Genomic DNA, 25,270 nt, shown 5'->3' with positions numbered 1-25,270 from the left:
CAGCGCGCGGGGCACCGCAGCAGGGGCCGAACGACTCACCCGCGGACCCGACCGGCCCAACACGCGCCCCGCCGGGCGCCCCTGACCCCGTCACGCCACGGTCAGCGTGATGGCCCCCGTGTAGGTGTTCCCGGCGGTCGGGGCCGTCTCGGTGCCGTCCACCGTCATGACCAGCGACCTGCCCGACGGCGCCTTGACGGCCGCGTCGGCGGCGACGGTCAGCGCGGTCAGGTACGAGGTGCCGGTGACGGTCCACGCCGAGCCGCCGTTCAGGCGGACGACCACGCCGTTGTTGACGGCGGGCTGGACGGTGTTGGTGACGATGCCCAGCTCGTAGAAGGCGGAGGAGTCGATCGTGGACACCCGGTGCCGGGTCCGGGACGCCGAGATGACGCCCTCGACCGTGCTGTCCTCGAAGGTGAGGACCATGTTCTTGCCCTTGCGCATGCCGTTGTAGAAGTCGCCCTTCAGCGCGATGGAGGAGAAGGTGGCGGCCGAGTCGGCGGTGTGGGCGGCGGTCACGTCGAAGGAGGCGTCCTTCGCCGGGTCGCCGGTGGGCTCGGTGTAGACGCCCACGTTCATCATCCTGCCGTCGACGTCGACCGGGCCCGGGTCGTCCAGCTCGATCATCTGCAGGATGACGCCGTCACGCGGCTCGAGGCGGGCGCCCTTGGACCCGTCGACGGTGATGGCGGTCTGCTGGCCCTTGTTGAGGAAGGTCGCCCGCTCGGAGTGGACGACGGTGCCGCCGTCCAGGGTCAGCGTGCCGGCGCCGAAGAACATGTAGCCGAAGTGACCGGAGTTCACGACGGTGTTGCGCGCCGGGAGGTCCGCCGGCTCGGCGTCCGAGAGGCCCAGCCCGAGCTCCGTGTTCAGTGCCGCGACGGCGGCCGGGGTGCTGTCGCCGTAGTGCACGACCGCGGCCGGGCCCGCGATGATGGTGGCGTAGCTGCCGACGTCGAAGCGGCAGCCGAGGACGCGGACCACGGCGTCGCCGATGGCGTAGGTACCGTAGCCGTACCGCCCGGTGTTGCCGACGTGGCTGTTGACCGCCGTCAGCTTCAGCCCGCTGCCGCCCTCGACCGACAGGGCTCCCCAGGTCTCCGAGAAGACGGTGGAGCCGAGATAGGTGGCGGTGCTGTCCTTGCCGATGAGGTTGGTGGCGCGGACGTTGCCGTCGAGGCCGAGCATCCAGGGCACCGACTGCATGTACGGGGTTTCGACGGTGGCCCGGTAGTCGGCGGGCAGCACTCCGTCGCGGCAGCGGATGAAGGAGTTCTTCACGATGACGTCGGCGCCGTCGTCGGCGATGACGGCGGTGCGGACGACCCCCTTGTTGGTGATGCGGGCCCCCTCCAGGACCAGTCGGGCGGAAGTGCCCGCGCCGACCACCGCGGCGCCGTAGCCGGCGAAGTCGCTGCGGCCGTTGCCGGTGAGGGAGATGGTGGGCCGGTGCAGCGTGTAGGCACGGTCCCGCACGTACACGCCGTCGAAGCACTCGCCGGTGGAGGTGATCGACACGTTCCGGGCGTAGGAGTCGGTGAGCTTGCCGCCGACCAGCGCCGCGAGGACGGACCTGTCGCGGACGACACCGTCGCCGTCGACGTAGAGCGCCTGCCGGAAGGGGAAGGTCAGCGTCTGGTACGTGACGTCGTTCCGCGCCGTCACCGTGAGGACCACGTCGCCGCGGTAGGTGCCCGGCTGGACGAGGGTCGCGGTGCCGCCGGTACCGGTCAGCAGCTGGCCGGTCTCCACGCCGTCGACGGTGAGGGTGAGGCTGTGGCCGTCCGGGGCGACGATCCGCCCGCCCTCCGCGATCGTCAGCCGGCTCACCCGGGTGGTCGCCGTGAGCTCGTAGGTCTCGCCGGAGCCGATGGTGATCCGGTTCCCGCTCGCCGCGGGCGCGGCGGTGGCGGTGGCGGCCGGAACCAGCAGGACTCCGGCCGTGGCGGTACCGGCGATCAGGAGGGAGCGTCGGGTGATCTGCGTCATTGCGTGCCTTCCACGGTTCGAGTGCGCTGTCGCGCAGCGTGACGAACCGGCCCGCGGGGGCGTGCGGCGGGACGGTCCGGGACGGGGCACCTGGGGTGCACGACGGAGTGAACCAACGCTGCCCACAGGGCAATAGGCGTCTCACACACGCATCCCGGAACCCGATGCCTCGGATCGGGCGGCCCGCTCCATGGCGATCACACAGAGTGGCCACAGGGTGGTTCGGGGGCACGGACACGACGACGAGGCGGGCGGCGTCCGCGCCGTCCACCTCGTCGTTCTCTGTTCGGTTTCAGGGGTGATACGTGGTCACGCGGGGGCGATCATCCCGGCCGACAGGTCGATGTCCGCGCCGCACAGTCCCGGCATGGCGAGCATCGCCAGCAGGGCGCGGGCGACCTCGTCCTCCTCGACGAGCCGGCCGAGGGCCGCCCGGGAGGCGAAGTCGCGTTCGGCCTCCTGGACCGAGCAGCCGGTCAGTTCGGCGGTGAGCCGGAAGTTGCGGTCCATGCGCGGGCCGCGGACCGGTCCGGGCGACAGCGAGTTGACGGAGACTCCGTGCGGGCCGGCTTCCCCCGCCAGGGTCCGGGTGAGCCCGAGCAGCGCCATCTTGGAGGCGGTGTAGGGGGTGCGGTTGAGCAGCGGGCGCTTGCCGCTGACCGAGGCGACGTTGACGATGTCGCCCCGCCCGGCCGCGATCATCCGCGGCAGGAAGGCCCGGCACATCAGGTAGACGCCGCGGACGTTGACCGCGAACACCTCGTCCCACTCATCCGGCTCGATGTCGACGAGCGGCCGCACCGGGCCCGCGACGCCGGCGTTGTTGACGAGCAACGACACGTCCTCGTCGACCAGTTCGGCGGCGAGCCGGGCGACCGACGCCGGGTCGGCGACATCGCACACGGCGGTGCGGGCCGCGCCGCCCCGCTCGGTGACCCGGGCCGCCGCCTCCGCCGGCGCCCGCTCGCTCCGGCCGGTGAGGACGACGCGGGCGCCGGCGCCGGCCAGGGCCAGCGCGAACGCCCGCCCCAGCGGCCCTCCGCCGCCCGTCACGAGGGCGGTGCGCCCCCGCAGGGTCATGCGGCGTTCCACGGCAGCTCGTCCCCTACGGCCCGCGCGGCGCGTACGTCGCCGGAGCGGGCGTGCCCCTCGAACAGCTCGACCCGGGAGGCCCGCCCGCACACCCGGCCGAGCAGGGCCTGCGAAGCGGTGTCGGTGACCTCCTGGTAGGTCACCGTCTTGAGGTACTTGCCCACCCACAGGCCGCCGGTGTAGCGGGCGGCGCCGCGGGTCGGCAGCACATGGTTGGTGCCGATGACCTTGTCGCCGAAGGACACACAGGTGCCCTCGCCGAGGAACAGGGCGCCGTACTGCGTCATCCGCTCCAGCGCCTCGCGCGGCCGGCGGGTCAGCACCTCGACGTGTTCAAAGGCGAACTCGTCGGCGAGCGTGTACATCTCGTCGAGCGATCCGACGACGTGCACCTGGCCGTGGTCGCGCCAGGCGGGCTCCGCGAAGTCCCGGGTGGGCAGGCCCGGCAGCAGCCGCTCGACCTCGGCGATCGTCCGCTCGGCGACCTCGCGGGAGGTGGTGATCAGCACCGCCGGGGAGTCGGGGCCGTGCTCGGCCTGGGAGAGCAGGTCGACGGCGCACACGAACGGGTCGGCGTGCTCGTCGGCGAGCACCAGGATCTCGGTCGGGCCGGCGAACAGGTCGATGCCGATCCCGCCGAACAGCTGCCGCTTGGCCTCGGCGACGTAGGCGTTGCCGGGCCCGGCGATCAGGTTGACCGGCTGCATGCTGTCCGTGCCGACGGCCATCGCGGCGACCGCCTGGACCCCGCCGAGCAGCCAGATCTCGTCCGCGCCCGCCATGTACATGGCGGCGACGGTGGCGGCCGGGATCTCTCCGGAATCCAGCCAGCCGCGCGTAGCGCGTCCTTGAGGGGCGGCGGTCGGGCGCCGGGTGGGCGGCGTGCAGGCGACCACCCGCGGGACGCCCGCGACCTTGGCGGTGACGATCGTCATGTGGGCGGAGGCGGTGAGCGGGTAGCGGCCGCCGGGGATGTAGGCGCCCGCCGCCCGCACGGGGACGTGCCTCTGCCCGAGCCGCACGCCGGGCAGCGTCTCCACCTCGAACTCCTTCAGGGAGTCGAGCTGGTGGCGGGCGAAGGTGCGGACCTGGTCCTGCACGAACCGGATGTCGTCGATGACCTGCTGCGGCACCGACGCGACGATCTTCTCGACCTCCTCCTCGCTCAGCCGGAAGGAGTCCGGGCTCCACTTGTCGAACTTCTCGGAGTACGCGCGCACGGCGTCGTCGCCGCGTTCGCGGATGTCCGCGATGACGCCGGCGACGGTCTCGCGCACCTGGTCGAGGGAGGCGGCGACCTCCGCCCCGGGGACGGCGTGCTTCAGGATCTCTGCCACAACTGCGGCCTTTCTGTGCGGAGTCGGGGGATCAGACGGGCGGCGCTTCGAACAGCACGTCGGGGTCGTTGAACTGCTCCTTGGCGACCGACTCGCTCATCGGGTCGGCGGTGCCCCACTGGTCCTGGGTCATCGGGTCGTCGACGTCGTGCCGGCCGGGATGCCACAGGTCCTCTTCGAGGACGGCGAGTTCGGTGGTGTACTCCACGGTGTTGCCGTGCGGGTCGTGGAAGTAGGAGAAGGTGTTGTCGCCCGCCAGGTGGCGGCCCGGGCCCCAGGTCAGCCGGGTGCCGGCGCGCAGCGCGCGTCCGGTGCCGCGCATGTACTCCTCCACCCCGCGCATCTCAAACGAGGCGTGGTGCAGCGACACATGGGGTCCGCGGGCGATGGCGAAGGAGTGGTGCAGCGGACTGCACCGCAGGAAGTACATGAGGTCGCCCATGTGCGTGGAGTACAGGGTGTCGGTGAGCCGGAAGCCGAGGTGCTCGACGTAGAAGTCGCGCAGCCCGGCCGGGTCCTGGGAGTTGACGACGCAGTGCGACAGCCGCACGGGCACCGCCTCGCGCTCCTCGATCCTGCGGTGGGCGCGGACGGCGACGTCCGCGGAGACCTCCACGACCCGGCCGTCCGGGTCGAAGAAGCGCAGGCCGTAGCCGCCGCCGGGGGTGTCCAGCGCCTTCGGCTCGTGCACGATGCGGACCCCCGCCCGGCCGAGGCGCAGCGCGAGTTCGTCCACCGCCGCGGGCGACACCGCCCCGAAGGCGACCAGGTCCATGCGCTTGCGTGCGTCCTCGCGGACGCGCACGACGTACTGCTCGGGGCTGCCCTCGGCGGCGAAGAACGCCAGGCCGCTGTCGCCGGCGACCTCGGTCAGGCCCCAGGTGTCGCGGTAGAAGGCGCGCTGGGCGTCGAAGTCCGGGACGGCCAGGGCGACATGGCGCAGGTGGGTGATGGGCCGGAAGCTCATGCGTGGCTCCTGACGTGGCTCCTGACGGTGTTGCGCTGACGGCCCAGGCCGGTGATCTCCGCCTCCAGGACGTCGCCCGGCTTCAGGAAGACGCCCCAGTGCGCGCCGTTGCCCGCCGGGGAGCCGGTGAGCAGCAGGTCACCGGGGTGCAGGGTGGTGGTCGTGGAGACGTACGCGATGAGCCGCGGAATGTCGAAGATCATGTCCTTGGTCGACTCGTCCTGCCGGACGACTCCGTTGTGCCGCAGGGTGATGCGCAGGTCGTCCGGGTCGCCGACGAAGGCGGCCGGCACCAGGAAGGGGCCGGTCGGCAGGAAGGTGTCGGCGTTCTTGGCGGTGAACCAGTCGGTGCCGATGGCCTTCAGGTCGGGCCGGTACAGGCGGTCGCGGGTGGTGAGGTCGTTGCAGATGGTGTAGCCGGCGACGTACGACATCGCCTCCCCGGCCGGAATGTCGCGGCCCTTCCTGCCGATGACCAGGGCGAGTTCGAGCTCCCAGTCGTGCTGCTCGCCGAGCGCGGGCAGCACGATGTCGTCGTAGGGGCCGCACATCGCGCGCGGGGAGCCGAGGAAGACGTACGGCACTCCGCCGCGGATGCGCTCGTCCATCATCTTCTCGGCGTCGGCGCGGGCCTCCTCGGGGGTGGCGCCGTGCACGCTCTCCTTCTCGGCGGCGACCAGATCGACCACGTGCTTGCGGTAGTTGGCGCCGCTCTGCAGGATCTGGCCCAGCTCCAGCGGGGGCAGGACGTGCAGCGCGGCCAGGTCGTGCCAGGCGCCGTCGGCGGACCGGGCGAGTTCGCCGAGCCGGGGCAGCCGGGCGTCCCAGTCCTCGACCAGGGCGCGCACGGACGGCACCAGGTCGGACAGGTCGCGCACGCGGGCCCCGGTGACCAGGCCGGGGAAGGCGCCTGCACTGCTGCGGAACGTGCCGAGCGCGAACGGTCCGGCAGGGGTGAGTGGATCGGGCACGGGCGGCTCTCCTCGTCGGGGTGGGGATCGCCCCTGACGCTAGGCAGCCCGGCCGGGCGGCGGAAATGGCCGTTCGCGATGGCTGCCATCGGCGGCCCTCCCGGCGGCTGAACTGCGGCTCCATCGCTCTGCGGGATGCATGACGTCCCCCTTGCCGATGCCTCGATCCGTTGACCCTGCGTCGATCGCCCGAGCAGTCTCGGAGCACCCACCGTCACGAGGAGAAACACGTGGTCGTCGAGCATGCCCAGCTGACCGTCGAGGCCGGCCGGGAAGAGGAGTTCCAGGAGGTCTTCGGCACGGCACGGGAGGTGCTCGCCGAGGCCGACGGGTTCCGCTGGGCCGAGCTGCTCAGGTGCGAGGAGCGGCCACGGACCTTCCTGCTCCTGGTCGGCTGGGAGTCGGTCGAGGCGCACACCGCCGGCTTCCGGGAGTCGGAGCGCTTCGCGCGCTGGCGGGCCCTGGTCGGCCCGTTCTTCGCCGAGCCGCCGGCCGTGGAGCACTACCACGAGCTCGGCGCGCGCTTCTCCGGCTGACCCCCTCGTCCTCTACGTTCGCAAGGATCGCCCATGCCCGTACAGAAGGTGCTCGTCGTCGGCGGCGGCATCACCGGAAGCGTGCTGTCGCTGGCGCTCGCCCAGCGCGGCGCCGACGTCGAGCTCGCCGAGATCTCCCCCCAGTGGTTCGGTGTGGGGCACGGCATCACCGTCCAGGGCAACGCGCTGAAGGCGCTGCGCTCGGTGGGCGTGCTGGACCGGGTGCTGGAGCGGGCCGTGCCGTTCGACGTCATGCGGCTGCGGCGCGCGGACGGCGGCCTGATCAGCGAGCTGCCGACCCCGCACACCGGCGGCCCGGACCTGCCGTCCACGGCGGGCGCGCTGCGCTCGGACCTGCAGGACGCGCTGTGCGACGCGGTGTACGCGCAGGGCGTGCGGGTCCGTCTCGGGCTGAGCGTCGACCGGCTGGAGCAGTCGCCCGGACACGTGGACGTGTCCTTCACCGACGGCTCCACCGGCCGCTACGGCCTCGTGGTCGGCGCCGACGGCATCAACTCGTCGATGCGCGCGCTCATCGGCCTCCCCCAGCGGCCGCGCCCGGTCGGCATGTCGATCTTCCGAGTGGTGGCCGAGCGGCCCGCCGGGATGGACTGCGCCGAGGTGTACTACGGCGGCCCCCGCTTCAAGGCCGGCTACAGCCCGATCTCCGCCGACCGCTGCTACGCCTACCTCCTCGACGAGAACCTCGACGCCTCGCTGATCGGTCCGCGCGCCCCGCTGCCGCTGCTGCGCGAGCGCGGCGCCGGGTACGGGGGCATGTGGGGCGAGATCATCGCCTCGCTGCCCGACGACACGGCGGTCGACTACCGCTGGATCGAGGCGGTCCTGGTCGACGGGCCGTGGCACCGCGGCCGGGCGATGGTCGTCGGGGACGCCGCCCACGCCTGCCCGCCGCTGATCGCGCAGGGAGCCGCCATGTGCATGGAGGACGCGGTGCTGCTGGCCACCCTGGTCACCGGGGACGTGCCGGTGGAGCAGGCCCTGGACCGGTTCATGGCGCGGCGGCTGCCGCGGGTGCGGATGGTGCTGGAGAACTCGCTGCGGCTGGCCGAGTGGGAGATCGACCCGGCCACGCCGGGCGCCGACCCGGCGCGGATCATGTCGGAGACGCTGCAGTCGCTGACGGCGGCCGCATGAGCACGCCGGTCGTCGACTTCCACGGCCACCTGGCCGTGCCGGCCGCCGACGCCCTGGTCGCGGGCACGCCGGGGCTCGCCGCCGAACTGGCGGCCGAGCAGCGCGCCCACTCCCCCGAGTCACTGTCCGTCAACCGCGCCCAGCTCCGGCGTCTGGCCGGGAAGCTGACGAGCGTCGCGGAGCGGCTCGCGGACCTGGACGCGATGGGCGTCGACATCCAGGTGGTGGGCCCGATGCCGATGCACCACCACTGGGCGGACGCGGAGCTGGCCGGCCGGCTCGCCCGCACGGTCGACGAGGCGGTGGCCGCGCACTGCGCCGAGGCGCCGGAGCGGCTGTACGGGCTCGGCACCGTGCCGCTCCAGCATCCCGCTCTGGCGGTGGAGTTGCTGAAGTGGGCGGTCACCGGGCCGGGCCTGTACGGGATCAGCGTGTCCACGACCGTGGACGGCCGGGAGCTGGCCGACCCGGCGCACGACCGGGTGTGGGAGAAGGCCGAGGAGCTGGGCGCGGTGGTGTTCGTGCACCCGTGGGGCTGCTCGCTGGGCGAGCGGCTGGCCACCCGCTACCTCGGCAACACCGTCGGGCAGCCGGTGGAGACGACGGTGGCGCTCTCGCACCTGATCTTCACCGGCGTCCTCGACCGGTTCCCGGGCCTGAAGCTGGTGGCCGCGCACGGCGGCGGCTACCTGCCGACGTACGTGGGGCGCTCCGACCACGCCTGGCGGGTGCGCGAGGACGCCCGCGGCTGCGCCGAGCCGCCGAGCGCCTATCTGCGCCGCATGTGGTTCGACGCGCTGGTGTACACCCCGCGCGCGCTGCGCCACCTGGTCGAGGAGGTGGGCGCCGACCGGGTCGTGCTCGGCACGGACCACCCCTTCGACATGGGCGTGAGCGACCCGCTGGCCCGCCTGGACGCGGCCGGCCTGGCCCCGGCCGAGCGTGCCGCGATCGCCGGGGGCAACGCCCTCGGCCTGCTGCTGAAAGGACGTACCCGATGACTCTGGGTCCCATCGAGGAAGAGCTCGCCAAGGCCCGTGCCGCCTACCGCAACTGGGGCCGCTGGGGCGAGGACGACGTGCTGGGCACGCTGAACTTCCTCGACGACGCGATACGGGCCCACGCGGCCGGGCTGGTGCGGCGCGGGCGCCCCTTCTCGCTGGCGCTGGAGTTCAACGAGGACGGACCGCAGCGCGGGTTCCGCGGCCGTATCAACCCGGTGCACTACATGAAGGACACCGGCTCCGACGCGGCGGCCGGCACCCAGGGCTTCCCGCACGGCTTCGGCGGCGCGGACGACCACGTGGTGATGCCGCTCCAGGCGTCCACCCAGTGGGACGGCCTCGGCCACATCTACGACAACAAGCAGGCGTGGAACGGCCGCCCGTGCACCATCGTGAACGGCGACGGCGACTCGGTCACCGGCATCGAGCACATGCGCGACGCGTTCACCGGACGCGGGGTCCTGCTCGACGTGGGCCGCGCCGTCGGCGACGGGCACGGTGAACTGCCGGACGGCTTCCCGGTCCGGGAGGAGCACCTGCGCGCCACGATCGAGGCGCAGGGCGCCACGTCCACGGTGCGCCGCGGCGACCTGGTGCTGGTGCGCACCGGTCAGCTGGGCCGGGTGCGGCGGCTGGGCGACTGGGGCACCTACGCGGCGGGCGACGCGCCGGGGCTGTCGTTCACCACGCTCGGCTGGCTGCACCGTACGGAGATCGCGGCCATCGCCTCCGACACCTGGGGCCTGGAGGTGCGCCCGTACGAGTTCGCCGAGCCGGCGATGTCCCCCCTGCACCAGATAGCGATCCCCAACATGGGGCTGCCGCTGGGCGAGATGTGGGACCTGGAGGCGCTGGCCGAGGACTGCGCGGCCGACGGCGTCTACGAGTTCCTGCTGGTCGCCGCGCCCCTTCCGGTCACCGGAGCGGTGGGCGCCCCCGTCAATCCGATCGCGGTGAAGTGAGCGAGACCTTCATGAACGACAACCGTTTCTCCGGCACCCTGCACCTGCCCGGCGACGAGAGCTTCGAGGAAGCGTGCGTCGGCCGGATCTTCAACGCCCGCCGCCCCGCGGACCGCAGGCCGGCCGCCGTGCTGGAGGCCGTCACCGAGCAGGACGTCGTCGAGGGCGTGCGGCTCGCCCTGGAACGGGGCTGGCAGGTCGCCGTCCGCTCCGGCGGGCACAGCTGGGCCGCCTGGTCGGTGCGCGGGGACGCCCTGCTGATCGACCTGGGCGGCTTCCGCGAGATGGCGTACGACCCGCGGACGCGGATCGTCTCGGCGACGCCCAGCGTCAAGGGGGGCGACGAACTCAACCCCTACCTCGGCGAGTTCGGCCGGTTCTTCAACGGCGGGCACTGCCCCTCCGTCGGCATCGGCGGCTTCCTGCTGCAGGGCGGGCAGGGCTGGAACGCGCGCGGCTGGGGCTGGGCGGCGGAGAACATCGCGGCGATCGACATCGTCACCGCCGAGGGCGAGCTGGTGCGCGCGGACGAGACGCACCACAGCGACCTGTACTGGGCGGCGCGCGGCGCGGGCCCCGGCTTCTTCGGTGTCGTCACCCGCTTCCACCTGCGCACCCGGCCGCTGCCCCGGCATCCGGCGCACACGGTGCACGCGTACCCGCTCGACCTGTTCGACGAGGTCATGACCTGGCTGCACGACACCCACCACACGGTCTCCGAGCTGGTGGAGATCGTCGCGGTCACCCAGACCCCGCCCGACCGGGACGAGCCCGTCCTGCTGGTCACCGGCGTGTCGATGACCGACACCCCGGAGCAGGCCGCCGAGGCGCTGGCCCCGCTGCACGCCAACCCCTACGCCGACCGGGCCCTGTTCCGGGTGGAGGCGAAGCCGACCACGATCGCCGAGCAGCTCGTGGGCCAGCGCACAGCCAACCCCGAGGGGCACCGCTACTTCGTGGACAACGCGTGGCTGTCGGGGCCGGCCGAGCAGGTGGTGCCGGCGATCCGGAAGGCGTTCACCGAGCACCCGACCCGGCAGACCTTCACCATCTGGTTCTCCATGGCGCCGCTGCGCGAACTGCCCGACATGGCCTTCTCGCTGCAGTCGGAGATCTACTGCGCCGCCTATGTGGTGCACGACGACGACACACGGGACGCCGAGCTGCGGGCCTGGCTGGACGAGGCCACGGCGGCGATGCGGCCGGTGACCGTCGGCCAGTACCTGGGCGACTCCGACTTCACGGTGCGGCAGCTGAAGTTCATGGGCCACGAGCAGTGGCGGCGGCTCCAGGAGATCCGGGCGGTGCGCGACCCCAAGGGCCTGTTCGCCGGCTACCTGAGCGCCGGCACCGTCACCAACACCAACCACTGGGAGCGGTAGGGCATGCGATTCGCGACGTACGAGTACCGGGGCGAGGAACGCGCCGGGGTGGTCCGGGACGGCATCGTCCATCCGCTCCCCGAGGGCGTCACCGTGCTGGCGCTGATCGAGCAGGAGGTGCTGCACGCGGCCGGCGCCGAGGCGCTGCGGCGGCCGAGCGGCCTCACGGTCGACGAGGTGCGGCTGCTGCCGCCGCTGAAGCCGCCGTCCATCCGGGACTTCGTCGGCTTCGAGGCGCACATCGAGGGCGTGTCGAAGTCGCTGGACGGTCTTGAGCACGTGCCCGAGGAGTGGTACCGGGCGCCCAACTTCTACTTCACCAGCCCGCACGCCGGCTACGGCGCCCACGACGACGTCCCGGTGCCGGCGGGCTGCTCGGACCTCGACTTCGAGCTGGAGGTCGGCGCGGTGGTCGGACGCGCCGGCCGGGACCTCACGCCCGGGCAGGCGCGCGAGCACATCGCCGGCTACCTCGTCTTCAACGACTGGTCGGCGCGCGATCTGCAGAAGCCGGAGAAGAACCTCGGCCTGGGCTTCTCCAAGGGCAAGGACTTCGCCAACACGCTCGGCCCCTGGCTGGTCACCGCGGACGAGGTGGAGGACCGGCGGGACGCGGACGGCTTCGTGGACCTGGAGATGACGGTCACCCTCAACGGCGAGCTGATCGGCCGGGACAGCCTCGCCAACGTCTCCTGGACGTTCGAGGAGATGATCGCCTACGCCTCCCGGGACGCCTGGGTGCGCCCCGGGGACGTCCTCGGCTCCGGCACCTGCGGCTGGGGGGCGCTGGCGGAGTTCTGGGTCCGGCTGGGCGAGCGGACACCGCCGCCGCTGGCGCCCGGCGACGAGGTGACACTGACCGTGGAGCGGCTCGGCACGCTGTCCAACCGGATCGTGCCGGGGCGCGCGGAGGTCTACCTGCCCCGGGCACGCAAGCGGGGGCGGACCCCCCGGCCGTAGCGCACACCTCTCTGACCTGCACGTATCCAGGGACCCGATGACTGCCATCGGGTCCCTGTGAATTGTTCACCCTGCTCTTCCTCGGCGGGAACGCGGCGGTTACGCTCCGGTTCCACCGAGCTTCAACGACGCGGCCGGAAGGAAACACGGATGGGTCTCGGAGCGATCGACCTCAATCTTCTGGTGGCGCTGGAAGCCCTGCTGGAGGAGAAGAACGTGACCCACGCGGGCGTGCGACTGTCCACCAGCCAGTCCGCGATGAGCGGCTCGCTGGCCCGGCTGCGCCGGCACTTCAACGACGAGCTGCTGGTGCGGGTGGGCCGGGAGTACGAGCTGACGCCGCTCGCGGAGCGGCTGCTGCCGGTCGTGCAGGCCTCGCTGCACAAGGCGGAGGAGGCGCTGTCGCTGACCCGGCACTTCGACCCGACGCGCAGCCGCCAGCGCTTCTCCGTGGTGATGTCCGACTACGTGATGACGGTGTTCGTGGAGCCGCTGCTGCGGGTCATCGCCGAGGAGGCGCCCGGGGTGCGCATCGACTTCCACCCCATCGTGGACGGGCAGTTGGAGAACGAGACCCATCTGCGCTGCCACGACCTGATGGTCGTGCCGCTGGGCTACCAGCTGCCGGGCGTCAGCGAGGCCGTGATGCACGACCGGTTCGTGTGCCTGGTCGACCCGGACAACCCGCGGCTGACCGACGGGCGGCTCGGCCTGCGCGACCTGGCGGAGATGCCGCACGCCGCCTGCGCCATCGGCAAGAGCCACACGCCCGCCGAGCGCCAGCTGGAGACCCTCGGCATCACACCGAAGGTGCAGGTCAGCACGCCCGGCTTCAGCGTGCTGCCGTTCCTGGTCAGCGGCACCGACCTGGTCGCCCTGGTGCCCGAGCGGCTGGCCCGCCGCTACGAGGGCTTCGCGCGGTGCGCCGTGGTGCCGACGCCGTTCCCGGACGTACCGCTGGTGGAGGCCATGTACTGGCACCACAACCGGCACTCCGACCCCGCCCACCGGTGGCTGCGCGAGACGGTGCGCAAGGTCGGGGCCGCACTGGGCGAGCCGCCGCGGCCCGGGATCGTCCCCGTGGATGACAGGCATGGCCGACACGCGTTTCCGGAGCTGAGCGCCACTTCCTAGCGTGGACGCGAGGAGCCCTGCGGGAGGGCTCCCGCACCCGTGGGAGGAAGCCGTGAGCCGCATGCGTCTGTCGGGCCGGACCGTCGTCGTCACCGGGGCCGCGCAGGGACAGGGAGCCGCCGAGGTCACGGCGGCCGCCCGGGAGGGCGCGACGGTGATCGCGACCGATGTCCTCGACGAGGCCGGGGAGAAGCTGGCCGCCTCGTCGCGCGCCGACGGCCTGGACGTGGCCTTCCGTCACCTGGACGTGACGTCGCCCGAGGACTGGGCCGCGCTCGCGGCCGGCCTGGAGGCGGTGCACGGCCTCGTCAACAACGCCGGCATCCCGATGCGGGCCCGCCTCGGCGAAGTCGGCCTGGCCGACTGGAACCGGGCGTTCGCCGTGAACACGACCGGCGCCCTGCTCGGCATCCAGGCCCTGACGCCGCTGATGCCGCCCGGCTCCTCCATCGTCAACGTCGGCTCGGTCGCCGCCCTCACCGCCCACCACGCGGTCGCCTACACGGCCAGCAAGTGGGCGCTGCGGGGACTGTCGAAGGTGGCGGCGCTGGAACTGGCCGGACGCGGCATCCGCACCAACCTCGTCCACCCCGGCTACATCGAGACGCCCCTGATGTCGGGCGCGAACCCGGTGTTCGTCGAGGCGCACCTGTCGATGACCCCGCAGGGACGGCCCGGCACCGTCGACGAGGTGGCCCCGCTGGTGGTCTACCTGCTCTCCGACGAGGCGTCGTACGTCAACGGCGCGGAGATCACGGTCGACGGCGGGTACACGGCACACGGCGGCGTGCAGGCGATCACCAACGCGCTGGACGCCTCCTGACTCCGGCCGCCCAGCCGCAGCCCCGCCGCCCGGACACCGCAGACGGTGCCGGCCGGCGGGGCTCACGCGGTTCGGACCGCGGCCGCACGCGGCCTCGGCCGAGGCCCTCCGCCCTGGTCCCGGCGGGTGCCGCACCCGGGCGCACGCGAAAGAGGCCGGGGCTGGACCCCGGCCTCCGAACCGCACGGATCGTCACGCGGTCGCGGTCTGCACCGTGGGTTCGCCCGACTCCACCGTGGCGCGCGTGCTGTTCCTGCGCACCAGCACCAGGGTGACCAGCGCGCCCAGCAGGGAGGCACAGCCGCAGATGGTCACGCCGAGCGCCATGCCGTGGGCGAGGGCGGACTGCGTGGCCTCCCGGGCGGCGTCGCTGCCCGCGTTGACGACCGCGAGGGGACCCGCGGCCGCCTCCATGCCCGCGTCCGGGCCGCTGAGCTTGCCCACCAGGGCGGAGGACGCGGCGCTCATCGCGACCGCGCTGATGACGGCCGGGCCGAGCGCCTGGCCGAACTCGCGCACCAGGCTGGTGGCGCCGCTGGCCATGCCGGTCATGTTGAGCGGTACGGCGTTGACGGCCGCCGAGGTGAGGGAGGAGACGACGCAGATGAAGCCGACGCCGAGCAGCAGCACCGGCCCGATGAAGGCGGCGAGGGAGGTGGTGGTGATGGGCAGCGCGGCGATCCAGAACTGGCCGGCGGCCATCGGCAGCAGGCCGCCCATCAGCAGCAGGCGCGGCTCGACGCGGGTGAGCATGCGGCTCAGCACGGGCGCCAGCAGCAGCGGGATCAGCTGGAGGATGACGAACGGCATGCCGGCCCGCAGCGCGCTCAGGTGCATCACCGCGCCGAGCCGGATGGAGACGCAGTACGCGGTGCCGATGAACCCGAACATGCCGGCCAGCGCGACGACGGCCGCGGCGGCGAACGACGGGATCTTCAGCAGGTCCAGGTTGAACATGGGCGACGCCGAGCGCTTCTCCGCGACGACGAAGCCGGCCAGGGCCACGGCGGCCAGGGCGAGGGAGCCGACGATCGCCGGACTGCTCCAGCCTCGGTCGCCGCCCTCGATGACGCCCCACAGCAGCGCGGTGAGGCCGACGGCGACGGTGATCTGGCCCGGCCAGTCCAGCGAGCGGCCCTCGGGCGCCTTGGAGTCGGTGACCATGATCCAGCTGGTGACGCCCACGACGAGGCCCAGGACGACCGGCGGCACGAACGCCCAGCGGAAGTCGGCGACCGTGGCAAGCACGCCGGAGGACAGCGGTCCGACGGCCGAGGCGAGGGAGATGCTGAGCGCCCAGGTCGAGACCGCCTTGGCGCGGTCCTTCTCCCCGGGGGTGGCGGCCGCGATCACCGCGAGGGAACTGGGGAAGAGCGCGGCGGCGCCGACACCCGCGAGGCCCTGTCCGATCCAGAGCATGGTGATGTTCTGGGAGGTGGCGTTGAGGAGTTCACCGAGCGCGAGGATGAATCCGCCGAGCACCAGCAGGCGCTTACGGCCGAAGAGGTCGCCGACCACTCCGAAATTCAGCTCGAGAATCGCGGTGGGGAGAATGAAGGCGGAAGTGACCCAGGCGACCTGGGAACCCGACGCGCCGAATGCGGCCTGAATATTGCCGTTGATCGGTGAAGGCACCGTAATGCACAGCTGTGCCGCCGCCACGGCGAGACAGCACGCTATGAGCGTCCCTCTGTCGAGTCTTTTCGGGGAGATCGAATCCGTCATCGTGCGTGCCCTCACTCTGCGTTCTTCTCTATGATTTCGATGAGATTTCCCTCGGGGTCGGTGACCCAGGCCATGCGCACACCGGGTTCGGGGGAAGGCCCGGGTGGTACGGCCTCGCCCGCTCCATGGGCCACCAGGGCCGTGTAGAGGGGGTCGAGTTCGGGGCCGCTGACCGCGAAGTGCCCGTATCCCTCGGTCAGGGCGGCGGTCAGCGGGTCCGGCGCCCTGAGGCCGGGCGCGGAGCCGGGTCTGGCGAGGAGTTCGATGCGCCAGCCGTGCGGATGTTCGAGGACGACGCCGCGCAGGCCCGGCCCTTCCAGGTGGAAGGTGAAGACCGTTCTCAGCCCGAAGGCCGCGGTGTACCAGTCGGTCTGGGCGGTCAGGTCGCGTACGGTGACGGCTACGTGGTCGAGTCGTACGGTCACGCCGCTCAGCCCGCCATCGCGCTGTCGCCGCCGTCGACCATCAGGTCGGCTCCGTTGACGAACGCGGCCTCGTCGCTGCACAGGAAGGCGGCGGCGCGGGCGATGTCCTCGGGCTCGCCCACCCGGCCGGCCGGGATGCGCGCCTCCAGCCGGGCCCTGGGCCCGTCGGGGTCGTCCAGGAAGGGGGCGGTGGCGGAGGTGCGGGTCATGCCGGGGGCGATGGTGTTGACCCGGATGCGGTGCGGGGCGCCGGCCGCGCACAGGTGCTTGCTCATCGCCAGCACCCCGCCCTTGGCGGCGCCGTGCGGCACCATCGGCATGAACGGCGCGCCGCGCACGGCGGCCACCGAGGCGACGTTCAGGACGGCGCCGCCGCCGCGGGCGACGAGGTGGGGCCAGGCGACGCGCGTACAGAAGTACGGGATGTCCAGTTCGTTCTTGATCGTGAAGTACCAGTCCTCGGCCGGCATCGTCTCGAACGGGCCGTTGCGCAGCGCGGAGGCGTTGTTGTAGAGGATGTCGATCCCGCCGAAGGCCGCGACGCCGGCCTCGATCCACTCGCGGGCGCCCTCCTCCGTGGAGAGGTCCACGGGAGCGAGGGAACGCATCACGCCGCCGGCTTTCTCGACCATTTCCACGGTTTCCACGGCGCTTTCCGCGTCGATGTCACAGCCGAATACGGTGGCGCCTTCCGCGGCGAACACCAGTGCCGCGGCCCTGCCGATTCCGGCCCCCGTTCCACTGATGAAAGCGATTTTTCCGGCCAGTCGACCCATGATTGCCCAAGTCCCTTGTCCCATGCCCGCCGGAGTGCGGTGGTGGCAGCGTAGGGAGGGGGTCGGTCCGGAACAAGAATTCGGTCGGCGAAGGCCCATCGGGCGTACGTATGGCAGGTATGCCGCGCGGCTCCGAACGCCCGCGCGCGGGCCGGGCCGGCCCCGGACGCCGACTACCTGTGGTACGGACCTGTTGGCACTTGTGTACGCCCCGTACGGGGCGCCGGTGCCGGTTCTCCTTCAGTTCGCCGCTCCGCCCGTCGTGTCCCGGCCGGCGCTCCGGCTTCCCAGCACCACCTCGTGAGCCGCACGGCCATGCCGTGTCCGAGGCGCTCTTCACCGTCGCCGAAGGCCGCAGTGTCCGCCTTCCCGTCGCGGCGTCCTCTCCTTCCCTCCGCATGTCCCATGCCGTCAGTCCGTCAGTCCGCGAAAGGACCGCCACCATGACCACCACAGTCGAACACCCCCCTGTCCGGCGGGAGTCCACCCCCCAGATCGTCACCGGCGTCCTGGACGTCGACGCGGGCGGGAAGGGGCGCCTGCGCTCCGCGAGCCTTCTGCCGTCGCCGTCCGACCCGGCCGTCCCCACCGCCCTGATCCGCCGTCACCAGCTGCGCGCGGGCGACCTCGTGGAGGGCGTGCGCGACGGCCGGCGCGATCTGACCGACGTCGTACGGGTCGACGGCCGCACGCCCGAGGCGTCGCGCGGCCGCCGTCACTTCCGCGACCTCACGCCCCTGCACCCGCGGGAGCGGATCCGCCTGGAGCACCCGGCGGCCGGTCTGACCGGCCGCGTCGCCGACCTGGTCGCCCCCGTCGGCAAGGGCCAGCGCGGCCTGATCGTGGCGCCGCCCAAGACCGGCAAGACGGTGCTGCTGCAGCAGATCGCCGCCGCCGTCGCCGGCAACCACCCCGAGTGCCGCCTGATGGTGGTGCTGCTCGACGAGCGCCCCGAGGAAGTCACCGAGATGCGGCGCTCGGTGCGGGGCGAGGTGTACGCCTCGACCTTCGACCGGACCCCCAAGCAGCACATCGCGCTCGCCGACCTCGTCGTCGAGCGGGCCAAGCGGCTGGTCGAGGCGGGCGAGGACGTCGTCGTCCTGCTCGACTCGCTGACCCGGCTGTGCCGGGCCCACAACAACGCGGCCGCCGCCGGTGGCCGCATCCTCAGCGGCGGCGTCGACGCGACGGCGCTGACCGGGCCGAAGCGGTTCTTCGGCGCCGCCCGGCCGGCCGAGGAGGGCGGTTCCCTCACGATCCTCGCCACCGCGCTCGTGGAGACCGGCTCCCGCGCCGACGAGTACTTCTTCGAGGAGCTCAAGGGCACCGGGAACATGGAGCTGCGGCTCAGCCGCGAACTGGCCTCCCGCCGGGTCTTCCCGGCCGTCGACGTGCACGCCTCCGGCACCCGGCGCGAGGAACTCCTGCTGTCCCCGGCCGAATCGGCCGCCGTACCGGGCCTGCGGCGCGCGCTGCAGACGCGGGACGGGCAGGCGGGCACGGAGACGCTGCTGGAGCGGATGCGCCGGACACCGGACAACGCCACCTTCCTGCGCCGCGTCCAGCCGACCCTGCCCGGCGGCTGATCCCCTGTGCCGGTCCGTGGCCGACCCTGCCCGGCGGCTGATCCCCCGCGGCCGGTCCGTGGCCGCGTCCGCGCGGAGGGGGCGGCACCGGCCGGGCACTACGGCATCCGGGTGCTCGCGGGTTCCGCTCGGCCCGGGCAGCGGGGCGCGGGGCGGTCCGGTTCCTACGTTTTGCAGTATGACTTTCGGATTTAATTTCCGGTCCGTCGTGTCCACCTGCGCGCTCTGCACGGCGGGGCTGCTGGCGCTCGCGCCCGCCGCGGTGGCCGATCCGCAGGTCACCGGCCCCGGCACGCCCGGCGGGCCCCCCACGGCGGCGCCGGGGCCGGCCGTGCTGCACCGGTCCGGGACCCAGGTCCGCCCTCATCGCAACGCGCCCGAGCTGCCGGACATGTCCGCCCTGTCCTGGCTGGTCGCCGACGCCGACAGCGGCGAGGTGCTGGCCGCGCACGACGCCCACCGCCCGCTGCCGCCCGCCAGCACGCTCAAAACCCTGTTCGCCCTGACGGTGTTGCCGGTCCTTCCCGGAGGCATCCGGCACCGCGTCGTCGAGGAGGACCTCGCGGGCATCGGCGCCGGCAGCAGCATGGTCGGCGTCGAGGAGGGCCGCACGTACCGGGTCGCCGACCTGTGGCGCGGGGTCTTCCTCAACTCCGGCAACGACGCCGTGCACGTCCTGGCCGCGCTGAACGGCGGCTGGCGCACCACCGCCGAGCGGATGCAGGCCCAGGCGCGCGCCCTCGGCGCCCTCGACACGCACGTGCGCTCGCCCGACGGCTACGACACGCCCGGCCAGGTGTCGTCGGCGTACGACCTGGCGGTGTTCGGCCGGGCCGGGCTGCGCAACGCGGACTTCGCCCGGTACTGCGGCACGGCCCTGGCCCGCTTCCCCGACGGGGCCGGCGGGACGTACTGGATCCGGAACACCAACCGGCTGCTGACCGGCGCGGACGGCGTGCAGCCCTATCCGGGGCTGATCGGCGTCAAGAACGGCTACACCACCCACGCGGGCAACACCCTGGTCGCCGCGGCCCGCAGGCACGGCCGCACCGTCCTGGTCACGGTGATGAACCCGCAGGCGGGAGTGCCGTTCGCCGTCTACGAGGAGGCCCGCGAGCTGCTCGACTGGGGGTTCGACGCGGCCGGCCGGGTGGACCCGGTGGGCTCACTGGACCCGCGGCCCGCCCGGCCGCTGCCGGGAGCCACCGTCGCGTCGCCGGCTCCCCGGCCCGCGGCTCCCCGGCCCGCGGCCCCCGCCGTACCGGTGGCCCGCGCGGTCCCGGCGGACCGCGCGCCGGGCTGGCCCGAGGCGGGGCTCGTCGCGGCGGCCGCCGCCCTCGGCGCCGGCGTGATGGCGCTGGTCCTGCGCGGCATCTGCCGGAGCCCGTCCGGGAGCTGACCGGCGGGCAGCCACAGCAGCAGGCCGAGGGTGATCCAGGCGTAGGCGTTGCCGCCGAGGAACCCGCCGACGCCGGACGCGTCGTCGACCCACAGCCACACCACGCTCGTGCACAGCACGGCGTACAGGCCGCCCGCGACGCGCGGGTGCCCGGTGCGCAGCAGGACGGCGAAGGACGGCAGCAGCCACACCAGGTGGTGCACCCAGGTGACCGGACTGACCAGGCAGGCGGCCAGTGCCGTGAGGGCGAACGCGGCCGGCCGGTCGCCCGCCGCGGCCGCCCGGCGGGCCCGCCACGCCCAGACGCCCAGGACGCACACGACCGCCGCCGCCCACCAGGCCCGCCCCGGCTCGCCGAGGCGGGCCAGGACGCCCTGCAGGGACTGGTTGGAGACGTAGTCGAGGCCGGCCCACCCGGCCGGTGTCCCACAGCGCCCGGGTCCAGTACAGGCGGGAGGCGCCGGGCGCGGCCCACGCGGCCAGTGCCGTCGCCCCGGCGGCGACGCCGGCCGCGACCGCGGCGGCGCGCCACCGGCGGGTGAGCAGGAGCAGGCCGATGAAGAGCGCGGGCGTGAGCTTCACCGCGGCGGCGAGACCGATGCCCACCCCGGCCCAGCGGCACCGTCCGCTGCCGAGCAGCCGTCCGTCGGCGAGCACCAGGGCCAGCAGCAGGAGGTTGACCTGGCCGAAGCTGACGGTGTCGCGCAGCGGCTCGAACAGCGCGAGCGCGCAGCCGGCCAGGGCGCAGCCGTACCAGCCCCAGCGCCGCCAGGCACCGCCGGTCAGCAGGTGCACGACCAGCGCCAGGGCGGCCAGGTCGAGCAGCAGGGCGACCACGATCGCGGTGCGCAGCCCCACGAAGGCCATGGGCAGCATGACGACGGCGGCGAACGGCGGGTAGGTGAACCCGTAGCCCGTCCCCGGCACCCGGTAGGCGTAGAGTCCCCGGCCGCGGTGGACCCAGGCGTCGACGGCCCCGTGGTAGACGCGCAGGTCGAACCAGTCGCGCAGCAGCGGCACGGTCGCGGTGAAGGCGGTGACGGCCGTGCAGAGGGCGAGGACCAGCAGGAGCCGGCCGCGGTCGGTGCGGGGACGGATGATCACGCCGTGCGCCCCAGGGCGGGCGCCTGTGCCGTCTGGTGGGCCTGCCACAGCACCACCGCCGCGAGCGCGCCGCCGCAGCCGGCGAGCAGCAGCCGGCCCGCGTCCGCGGGGCCGCCGTCGGGCAGGACGGCGAGGGCGAGCACACCGGTCACGGCCGTCACCCGGTGCCGTACCGGGGTGCCGGGGGCCGCGGCGGCGATGAGGAACAGCCCCCACAGGGCGTACCACGGGCGGACGGCGGGCCCGAACGCGGCCAGGGCGGCCAGGCTCAGGCCGAGCGCGTACACCGGCCGCGGGCGCAGCCGCCACCACAGGGCCGCGATGACGAGCGCGGTGACGGCCAGGCCGAGCAGGTGCCAGGCCGGGACGGCCAGGTGCGCCAGATCGCTGCCGAGCCGGGCCAGCACGGCACGGGTGGCACGGCCGAGCAGGCTGGTGAGAGCCCAGTTCCGCGGTGACACGGGGGTGTCGAGGGCGCGCGTCCAGCCGTATCCGGTGCCGGCGACGGCCGTCGCGGCGACCGTCGTGGCGGCGGCCGCGGCAGCCGCGGTCAGCACGGCCCGCGGCGGACGCGCTCCGGCGCGCGTGTGCAGCACGGCCACCGCGGCCAGCCCGAGCACGGCCGGCACCTTGACCAGGGCGGCGAGGGTGACCAGCACGGCGCCCAGGACCGGCCGGCGGCCGAGCGCGGCCACCAGGCCGACGCCGAGCAGGCCGAGCATGAGGGCGTCGTTGTGGGCGCCCGCGACCAGGTGCAGCAGCACCAGCGGATTGAGGACGCCGAGCCAGAGGGCGGCGGCCGGGTCGGCGCCGCTGTGCCGGGCGAGACGGGGCAGCGCGGCCGCCATCAGCGCCACCCCGGCCAGCGCGACGAGCCGCATCCCGGCCAGGCCCGCGGGGAGTTCCCCCCGGGTCGCCGCGGACAGGGCGGAGGCGACGGCGAGGAACACCGGGCCGTACGGGGCGCCGGTGTGCCGCCACGGCGGGGCGACCTCCTCGGCGAGCGGGCCGCCGAGCCGGTCGGGGCCGTACGCGTAGACGTCGATGTGGGCGTCGGCCATGGCGCCCTGCGCGAGGTAGCTGTAGACGTCCCGGCTGAACAGCGGCGGGGCGAGCAGCAGGGGCGCGGCCCACACGGCGAGGACGAGCACCAGGGCCCGCGGGGTGGGCGGCTCGGCGCCGCGCACCAGCCGGCCCAGCAGGACCCAGGCCGCGATCAGCAGCACCACGCCGAAGTACGCGCCGACCAGGCCGAGGGCGGCGCGGGCGTCGGCGGAGGCGGGCAGCTCGCGCACCGGCAGCGCGCCGGCCGTCTCGCCGCCCAGCGCGACGCAGGCGGTGCCGGTCAGCCCCAGGAGCTGACAGCGGCGGAGATCGACGGGAGAAGCCATGATCGGCACGCGGACAGCGTGGCGGCGCCACATGGCCGGAAGACGACGCCTCACCCCCCGGCCGGGGGCGCGCACGTGACCGCCGCGTGATCGGCGCGGGCACCCCGGCCGGGACTCCTCGGCCCAGGTCCGCCCGTTCCCGGCAGCGTCCGGCAGTCGCGGGCGGCGGACCGTCAGCCGTGACGCGAAAGCGCCCTCCGCGTTCCCGGCGGTGCGGGGCACCGACTGCGAGGGCGCCTGCGCCCCGTACGCCAAGTCGCGGGACACCGGCACCGGCCGGCACCCGGAGCCCGTTCCCGCCGCCCCCGGCGGCGACGGCCGGGACGGTCGGGTGCCGCCCCCGGGCAGGACTGGGCGGGCCGACAGGCGCCGTCGTCACACGCAGGCCGGCAGGCCGGTCCGGGCGAGGGAACGGGCCGGACACATCGCACCGACCGGCCGGCCACCCCCCAGCACCGGCTCACCCCCGAACCGAGCGAGCGCCGCCGGCCCGGCACCGGCCCGCGCCAAGGCGGCCGGGGCACGCCCGGCCGACCTCACCCGGGCACACAGCCCGCGGCCCGGCAGGCCGCCTCCGTCAGACACACGTCGGCAGGCTCTCCGGAGCCAGGCCGCGGACCGGACGGACCTCGCCGACCGGCCGGCCACCCCCCAGCACCGGCTCACCCGCGAACGGAACGAGAGCCACCGGGTCGACGCCGGCCCGGGCCAGGGCGGCCGCGGCGACCGGGACGCGTGCCCGGTCGGCCCCGTCGGCGATCTTCACCGCGACGGCGCGGCCGTCCGGGAGCGCGGCGACCTGGACGCCCTCGAAGCCGTCCTTGGCCAGCAGCCCGGGCACCGCCCGCATGAGCGCCGCGACGTCCCGGCCGGCCCCGGAGACCATCTCGGGGTGGCCGCGCATCGCGTCGGCGACCCGCGCCTCGGGGGTGCCGGGGGCGGCGCCGGCGATGCGCGCGGCGGCGCGGGCGAGACCGTGCAGGGAGACGGAGAACAGGGGCGCGCCGCAGCCGTCGACGCTCACCCGCGCGACACGCTGCCCGGTGAGGTCCTCGACGATCTCCGCGATCGCCTGCTGGAGGGGGTGCCGCGGGTCGAGGTAGTCATGGAGGGACCAGCCGTTGAGCGTGCAGGTGAGGAGCATGGCCGCGTGCTTGCCGGAGCAGTTCTGCGCGAGGCTGGAGGGCTGGCGGCCCTGGCGCACCCAACTGTCCCGGACGACCGGGCCGAACGGCAGGTCGGGCACGTTGCGCAGCCGGTCCTCGGTGAGCCCGGCGCGTTCCAGGATCCGCCGGGCCCCGGCGAGGTGGCGTTCCTCGCCGGAGTGGCTGGCCGCGGTGAGCGCCAGCAGTTCCCCGTCGAGCGGGAGGCCGGCCCGGACCATGGCGACCGCCTGGAGGGGCTTGAGGGCGGACCGCGGGTAGAAGGCGGCCTCGGTGTCGCCGATCCGCAGCCTGGCCTCGCCGTCGGCGCCGAGGACGACGACGGAGCCGTGGTGGACGCCCTCGACGAGCCCGCCGCGGACGAGGTGGGCGACGGGCGCGTGGCGGGGTTCGCGGATCGGGGGCGCCTCGGCGACGGGACTGTTGTGCATCATGGCCTTCTTCTTCGGGGAGCGGCGCGCGGGTCGCCCGCCGGCTCGGCGGCGTCCTCGTGCGGGAGGGACCTGTTCACGCCCGGGGGCGGGCCTCCGTGCGCGCGGGGCGCACGATGTCGGTGAGGGTCGTCTCGACGCGGTCGAGGTGGTGGCTCATCGCGTCGGCCGCGTCGGTGGCGGAACCGGCGATCAGCGCCTCGACGATCGCCCGGTGCTCGCGGTTGGACTGCTCGCGGCGTCCGCCCAGCTCGGTGAGGAACGCCGACTGACGCGCCAGCGCGTCGCGGATCTCCTCGATGACCCGGCGGAAGACCGGGTTGCGGGCGGCCTGGGCGACGGCGAGATGGAACAGCGTGTCGAGCGCGACCCAGGAGGTGGTGTCGGTCTCCTCCTCCATCCGCCGCAGCACGTGCGTCAGGTGGTCGAGGTCCTCGGGGGTGCGGCGGGTGGCCGCGTAGCCCGCCACCGGGATCTCCACGTGCCGGCGCACCTCCATCAGGTCGCCGGCCGCGTAGTCGCCGAAGGTGGGGTCCTGGACGGCGCCGGCGACGACGAAGGTGCCTTTGCCGGTCCTGGAGACCGTCAGCCCCATCGTCTGCAGGGCGCGCAGCGCCTCGCGGAGCACCGGCCGGCTGACCTCGAGGCTGCGGCACAGCTCCGCCTCCGAGGGCAGCTTGTCGCCCACGGCGTACTCGCCGTGCTCGATGGCGTCGCGCAGATGGCCGAGCACCGCTTCCATGGCGCTCACGCGCCGCGGCACCCGGGAGGCTGTCTGGCTGTCTGACAGGTTCACGGGAGTGATGGTCCGGGCACGGCGGGCGGATGTCAAGCGGCGGGCGGTTCGCCGGGGGGGGGGGGGGGGGGGGGGGGGGGGGGGGGGGGGGGGGCGCGCCGCCCCCCCCCCCCCCCCCCCCGGGCCGGCGGCCTAGCGGCCCCCCCAAGGCGCACC

Annotated in this window: 21 protein-coding genes and 1 pseudogene; 10 read left to right on the top strand and 12 right to left on the bottom strand. The window is 73.9% G+C overall.

The window, feature by feature from the left end; genetic code table 11:
• Positions 1–90: 90 nt before the first annotated feature.
• The 5 genes from ACH4ZX_RS25940 to ACH4ZX_RS25920 form a co-directional block, all read right to left on the bottom strand.
• Positions 91–1,992: a hypothetical protein gene (locus ACH4ZX_RS25940; protein WP_398277226.1), complete on the bottom strand. Its 1,902-nt coding sequence runs from the start codon at positions 1,990–1,992 to the stop codon at positions 91–93.
• Positions 1,993–2,301: 309 nt separating this feature from the next.
• A complete protein-coding gene (locus ACH4ZX_RS25935) occupies positions 2,302–3,072 on the bottom strand; it encodes an SDR family NAD(P)-dependent oxidoreductase (RefSeq protein WP_398277223.1) in 771 nt (256 codons plus the stop codon).
• On the bottom strand, positions 3,069–4,421 hold the full coding sequence (gene hisD, locus ACH4ZX_RS25930; RefSeq protein WP_398277220.1) for a histidinol dehydrogenase: 1,353 nt from the start codon (positions 4,419–4,421) through the stop codon (positions 3,069–3,071). Before hisD ends, ACH4ZX_RS25935 begins: the two co-directional genes overlap by 4 nt.
• Positions 4,422–4,452: 31 nt before the next feature.
• The gene (locus ACH4ZX_RS25925; protein WP_398277217.1) at positions 4,453–5,388 is read right to left on the bottom strand and encodes a VOC family protein; all 936 of its coding nucleotides are present in this window, start codon (positions 5,386–5,388) and stop codon (positions 4,453–4,455) included.
• Complete coding sequence (locus tag ACH4ZX_RS25920; RefSeq protein ID WP_398277214.1) at positions 5,385–6,359, bottom strand: fumarylacetoacetate hydrolase family protein; 975 nt, start codon at positions 6,357–6,359, stop codon at positions 5,385–5,387. Before ACH4ZX_RS25920 ends, ACH4ZX_RS25925 begins: the two co-directional genes overlap by 4 nt.
• A 230-nt stretch (positions 6,360–6,589) precedes the next feature.
• Between ACH4ZX_RS25920 and ACH4ZX_RS25915 the strand changes: the two genes are divergently transcribed.
• The 8 genes from ACH4ZX_RS25915 (at position 6,590) to ACH4ZX_RS25880 (ending at position 14,318) form a co-directional block, all read left to right on the top strand.
• Positions 6,590–6,895 carry an antibiotic biosynthesis monooxygenase gene (locus ACH4ZX_RS25915; RefSeq protein ID WP_360748852.1) on the top strand — a complete coding sequence of 102 codons (306 nt, stop codon included), beginning with the start codon at positions 6,590–6,592 and terminating at the stop codon, positions 6,893–6,895.
• Between the two features lie 33 nt (positions 6,896–6,928).
• Positions 6,929–8,053: an FAD-dependent monooxygenase gene (locus ACH4ZX_RS25910; protein ID WP_398277210.1), complete on the top strand. Its 1,125-nt coding sequence runs from the start codon at positions 6,929–6,931 to the stop codon at positions 8,051–8,053.
• Complete coding sequence (locus ACH4ZX_RS25905) at positions 8,050–9,054, top strand: amidohydrolase family protein (RefSeq protein ID WP_398277207.1); 1,005 nt, start codon at positions 8,050–8,052, stop codon at positions 9,052–9,054. The genes ACH4ZX_RS25910 and ACH4ZX_RS25905 overlap by 4 nt, the downstream gene beginning before the upstream one ends.
• On the top strand, positions 9,051–10,019 hold the full coding sequence (locus ACH4ZX_RS25900; RefSeq protein ID WP_398277204.1) for a cyclase family protein: 969 nt from the start codon (positions 9,051–9,053) through the stop codon (positions 10,017–10,019). Before ACH4ZX_RS25905 ends, ACH4ZX_RS25900 begins: the two co-directional genes overlap by 4 nt.
• Before the next feature lie 11 nt (positions 10,020–10,030).
• Positions 10,031–11,401 (top strand): FAD-binding oxidoreductase, encoded by a 1,371-nt coding sequence (locus tag ACH4ZX_RS25895; protein WP_398277510.1) that lies wholly within the window; start codon positions 10,031–10,033, stop codon positions 11,399–11,401.
• Positions 11,402–11,404: 3 nt separating this feature from the next.
• Positions 11,405–12,361 carry a fumarylacetoacetate hydrolase family protein gene (locus ACH4ZX_RS25890; RefSeq protein WP_398277201.1) on the top strand — a complete coding sequence of 319 codons (957 nt, stop codon included), beginning with the start codon at positions 11,405–11,407 and terminating at the stop codon, positions 12,359–12,361.
• A gap of 150 nt (positions 12,362–12,511) precedes the next feature.
• The gene (locus ACH4ZX_RS25885) at positions 12,512–13,495 is read left to right on the top strand and encodes a LysR family transcriptional regulator (RefSeq protein ID WP_398277198.1); all 984 of its coding nucleotides are present in this window, start codon (positions 12,512–12,514) and stop codon (positions 13,493–13,495) included.
• Between the two features lie 52 nt (positions 13,496–13,547).
• Positions 13,548–14,318: an SDR family NAD(P)-dependent oxidoreductase gene (locus tag ACH4ZX_RS25880; protein ID WP_398277195.1), complete on the top strand. Its 771-nt coding sequence runs from the start codon at positions 13,548–13,550 to the stop codon at positions 14,316–14,318.
• A 192-nt stretch (positions 14,319–14,510) separates the two neighbouring features.
• Here the strand turns inward: ACH4ZX_RS25880 and ACH4ZX_RS25875 are convergent, their stop codons facing one another.
• The 3 genes from ACH4ZX_RS25875 to ACH4ZX_RS25865 are packed head-to-tail and all read right to left on the bottom strand — an operon-like array spanning position 14,511 to position 17,244.
• Entirely contained in the window at positions 14,511–16,043 is a 1,533-nt protein-coding gene (locus ACH4ZX_RS25875) for an MFS transporter (protein WP_398277192.1), read from the bottom strand.
• Positions 16,044–16,054: 11 nt separating this feature from the next.
• Positions 16,055–16,468, bottom strand: a complete 414-nt coding sequence (locus ACH4ZX_RS25870) for a VOC family protein (protein ID WP_398277189.1) — start codon at positions 16,466–16,468, stop codon at positions 16,055–16,057.
• 5 nt (positions 16,469–16,473) lie between these two features.
• On the bottom strand, positions 16,474–17,244 hold the full coding sequence (locus tag ACH4ZX_RS25865; protein ID WP_398277186.1) for an SDR family NAD(P)-dependent oxidoreductase: 771 nt from the start codon (positions 17,242–17,244) through the stop codon (positions 16,474–16,476).
• Positions 17,245–17,564: 320 nt separating this feature from the next.
• Between ACH4ZX_RS25865 and rho the strand changes: the two genes are divergently transcribed.
• The gene (rho, locus tag ACH4ZX_RS25860; RefSeq protein ID WP_398277182.1) at positions 17,565–18,830 is read left to right on the top strand and encodes a transcription termination factor Rho; all 1,266 of its coding nucleotides are present in this window, start codon (positions 17,565–17,567) and stop codon (positions 18,828–18,830) included.
• A 178-nt stretch (positions 18,831–19,008) separates the two neighbouring features.
• Positions 19,009–20,229 (top strand): D-alanyl-D-alanine carboxypeptidase family protein, encoded by a 1,221-nt coding sequence (locus ACH4ZX_RS25855; RefSeq protein WP_398277179.1) that lies wholly within the window; start codon positions 19,009–19,011, stop codon positions 20,227–20,229.
• Positions 20,230–20,700: 471 nt separating this feature from the next.
• On the opposite strand, the pseudogene ACH4ZX_RS25850 reads toward ACH4ZX_RS25855, so the two are convergent.
• The 4 genes and pseudogenes from ACH4ZX_RS25850 to ACH4ZX_RS25835 form a co-directional block, all read right to left on the bottom strand.
• Positions 20,701–21,096, bottom strand: a pseudogene (locus ACH4ZX_RS25850) (glycosyltransferase family 87 protein); the annotation flags it as partial.
• A 233-nt stretch (positions 21,097–21,329) separates the two neighbouring features.
• A complete protein-coding gene (mptB, locus tag ACH4ZX_RS25845; RefSeq protein ID WP_398277507.1) occupies positions 21,330–22,724 on the bottom strand; it encodes a polyprenol phosphomannose-dependent alpha 1,6 mannosyltransferase MptB in 1,395 nt (464 codons plus the stop codon).
• Positions 22,725–23,301: 577 nt separating this feature from the next.
• Entirely contained in the window at positions 23,302–24,318 is a 1,017-nt protein-coding gene (locus tag ACH4ZX_RS25840) for an asparaginase (RefSeq protein ID WP_398277504.1), read from the bottom strand.
• Between the two features lie 76 nt (positions 24,319–24,394).
• Positions 24,395–25,114 carry a FadR/GntR family transcriptional regulator gene (locus ACH4ZX_RS25835; RefSeq protein ID WP_398277176.1) on the bottom strand — a complete coding sequence of 240 codons (720 nt, stop codon included), beginning with the start codon at positions 25,112–25,114 and terminating at the stop codon, positions 24,395–24,397.
• Positions 25,115–25,270 lie beyond the last annotated feature (156 nt).

Source organism: Streptomyces sp. NPDC020490, from assembly GCF_044335305.1.
Lineage (GTDB): Bacteria > Actinomycetota > Actinomycetes > Streptomycetales > Streptomycetaceae > Streptomyces.
Note: the sequence above shows the minus strand (reverse complement) of the source record. Positions and strands in the feature narration are given on the sequence as shown.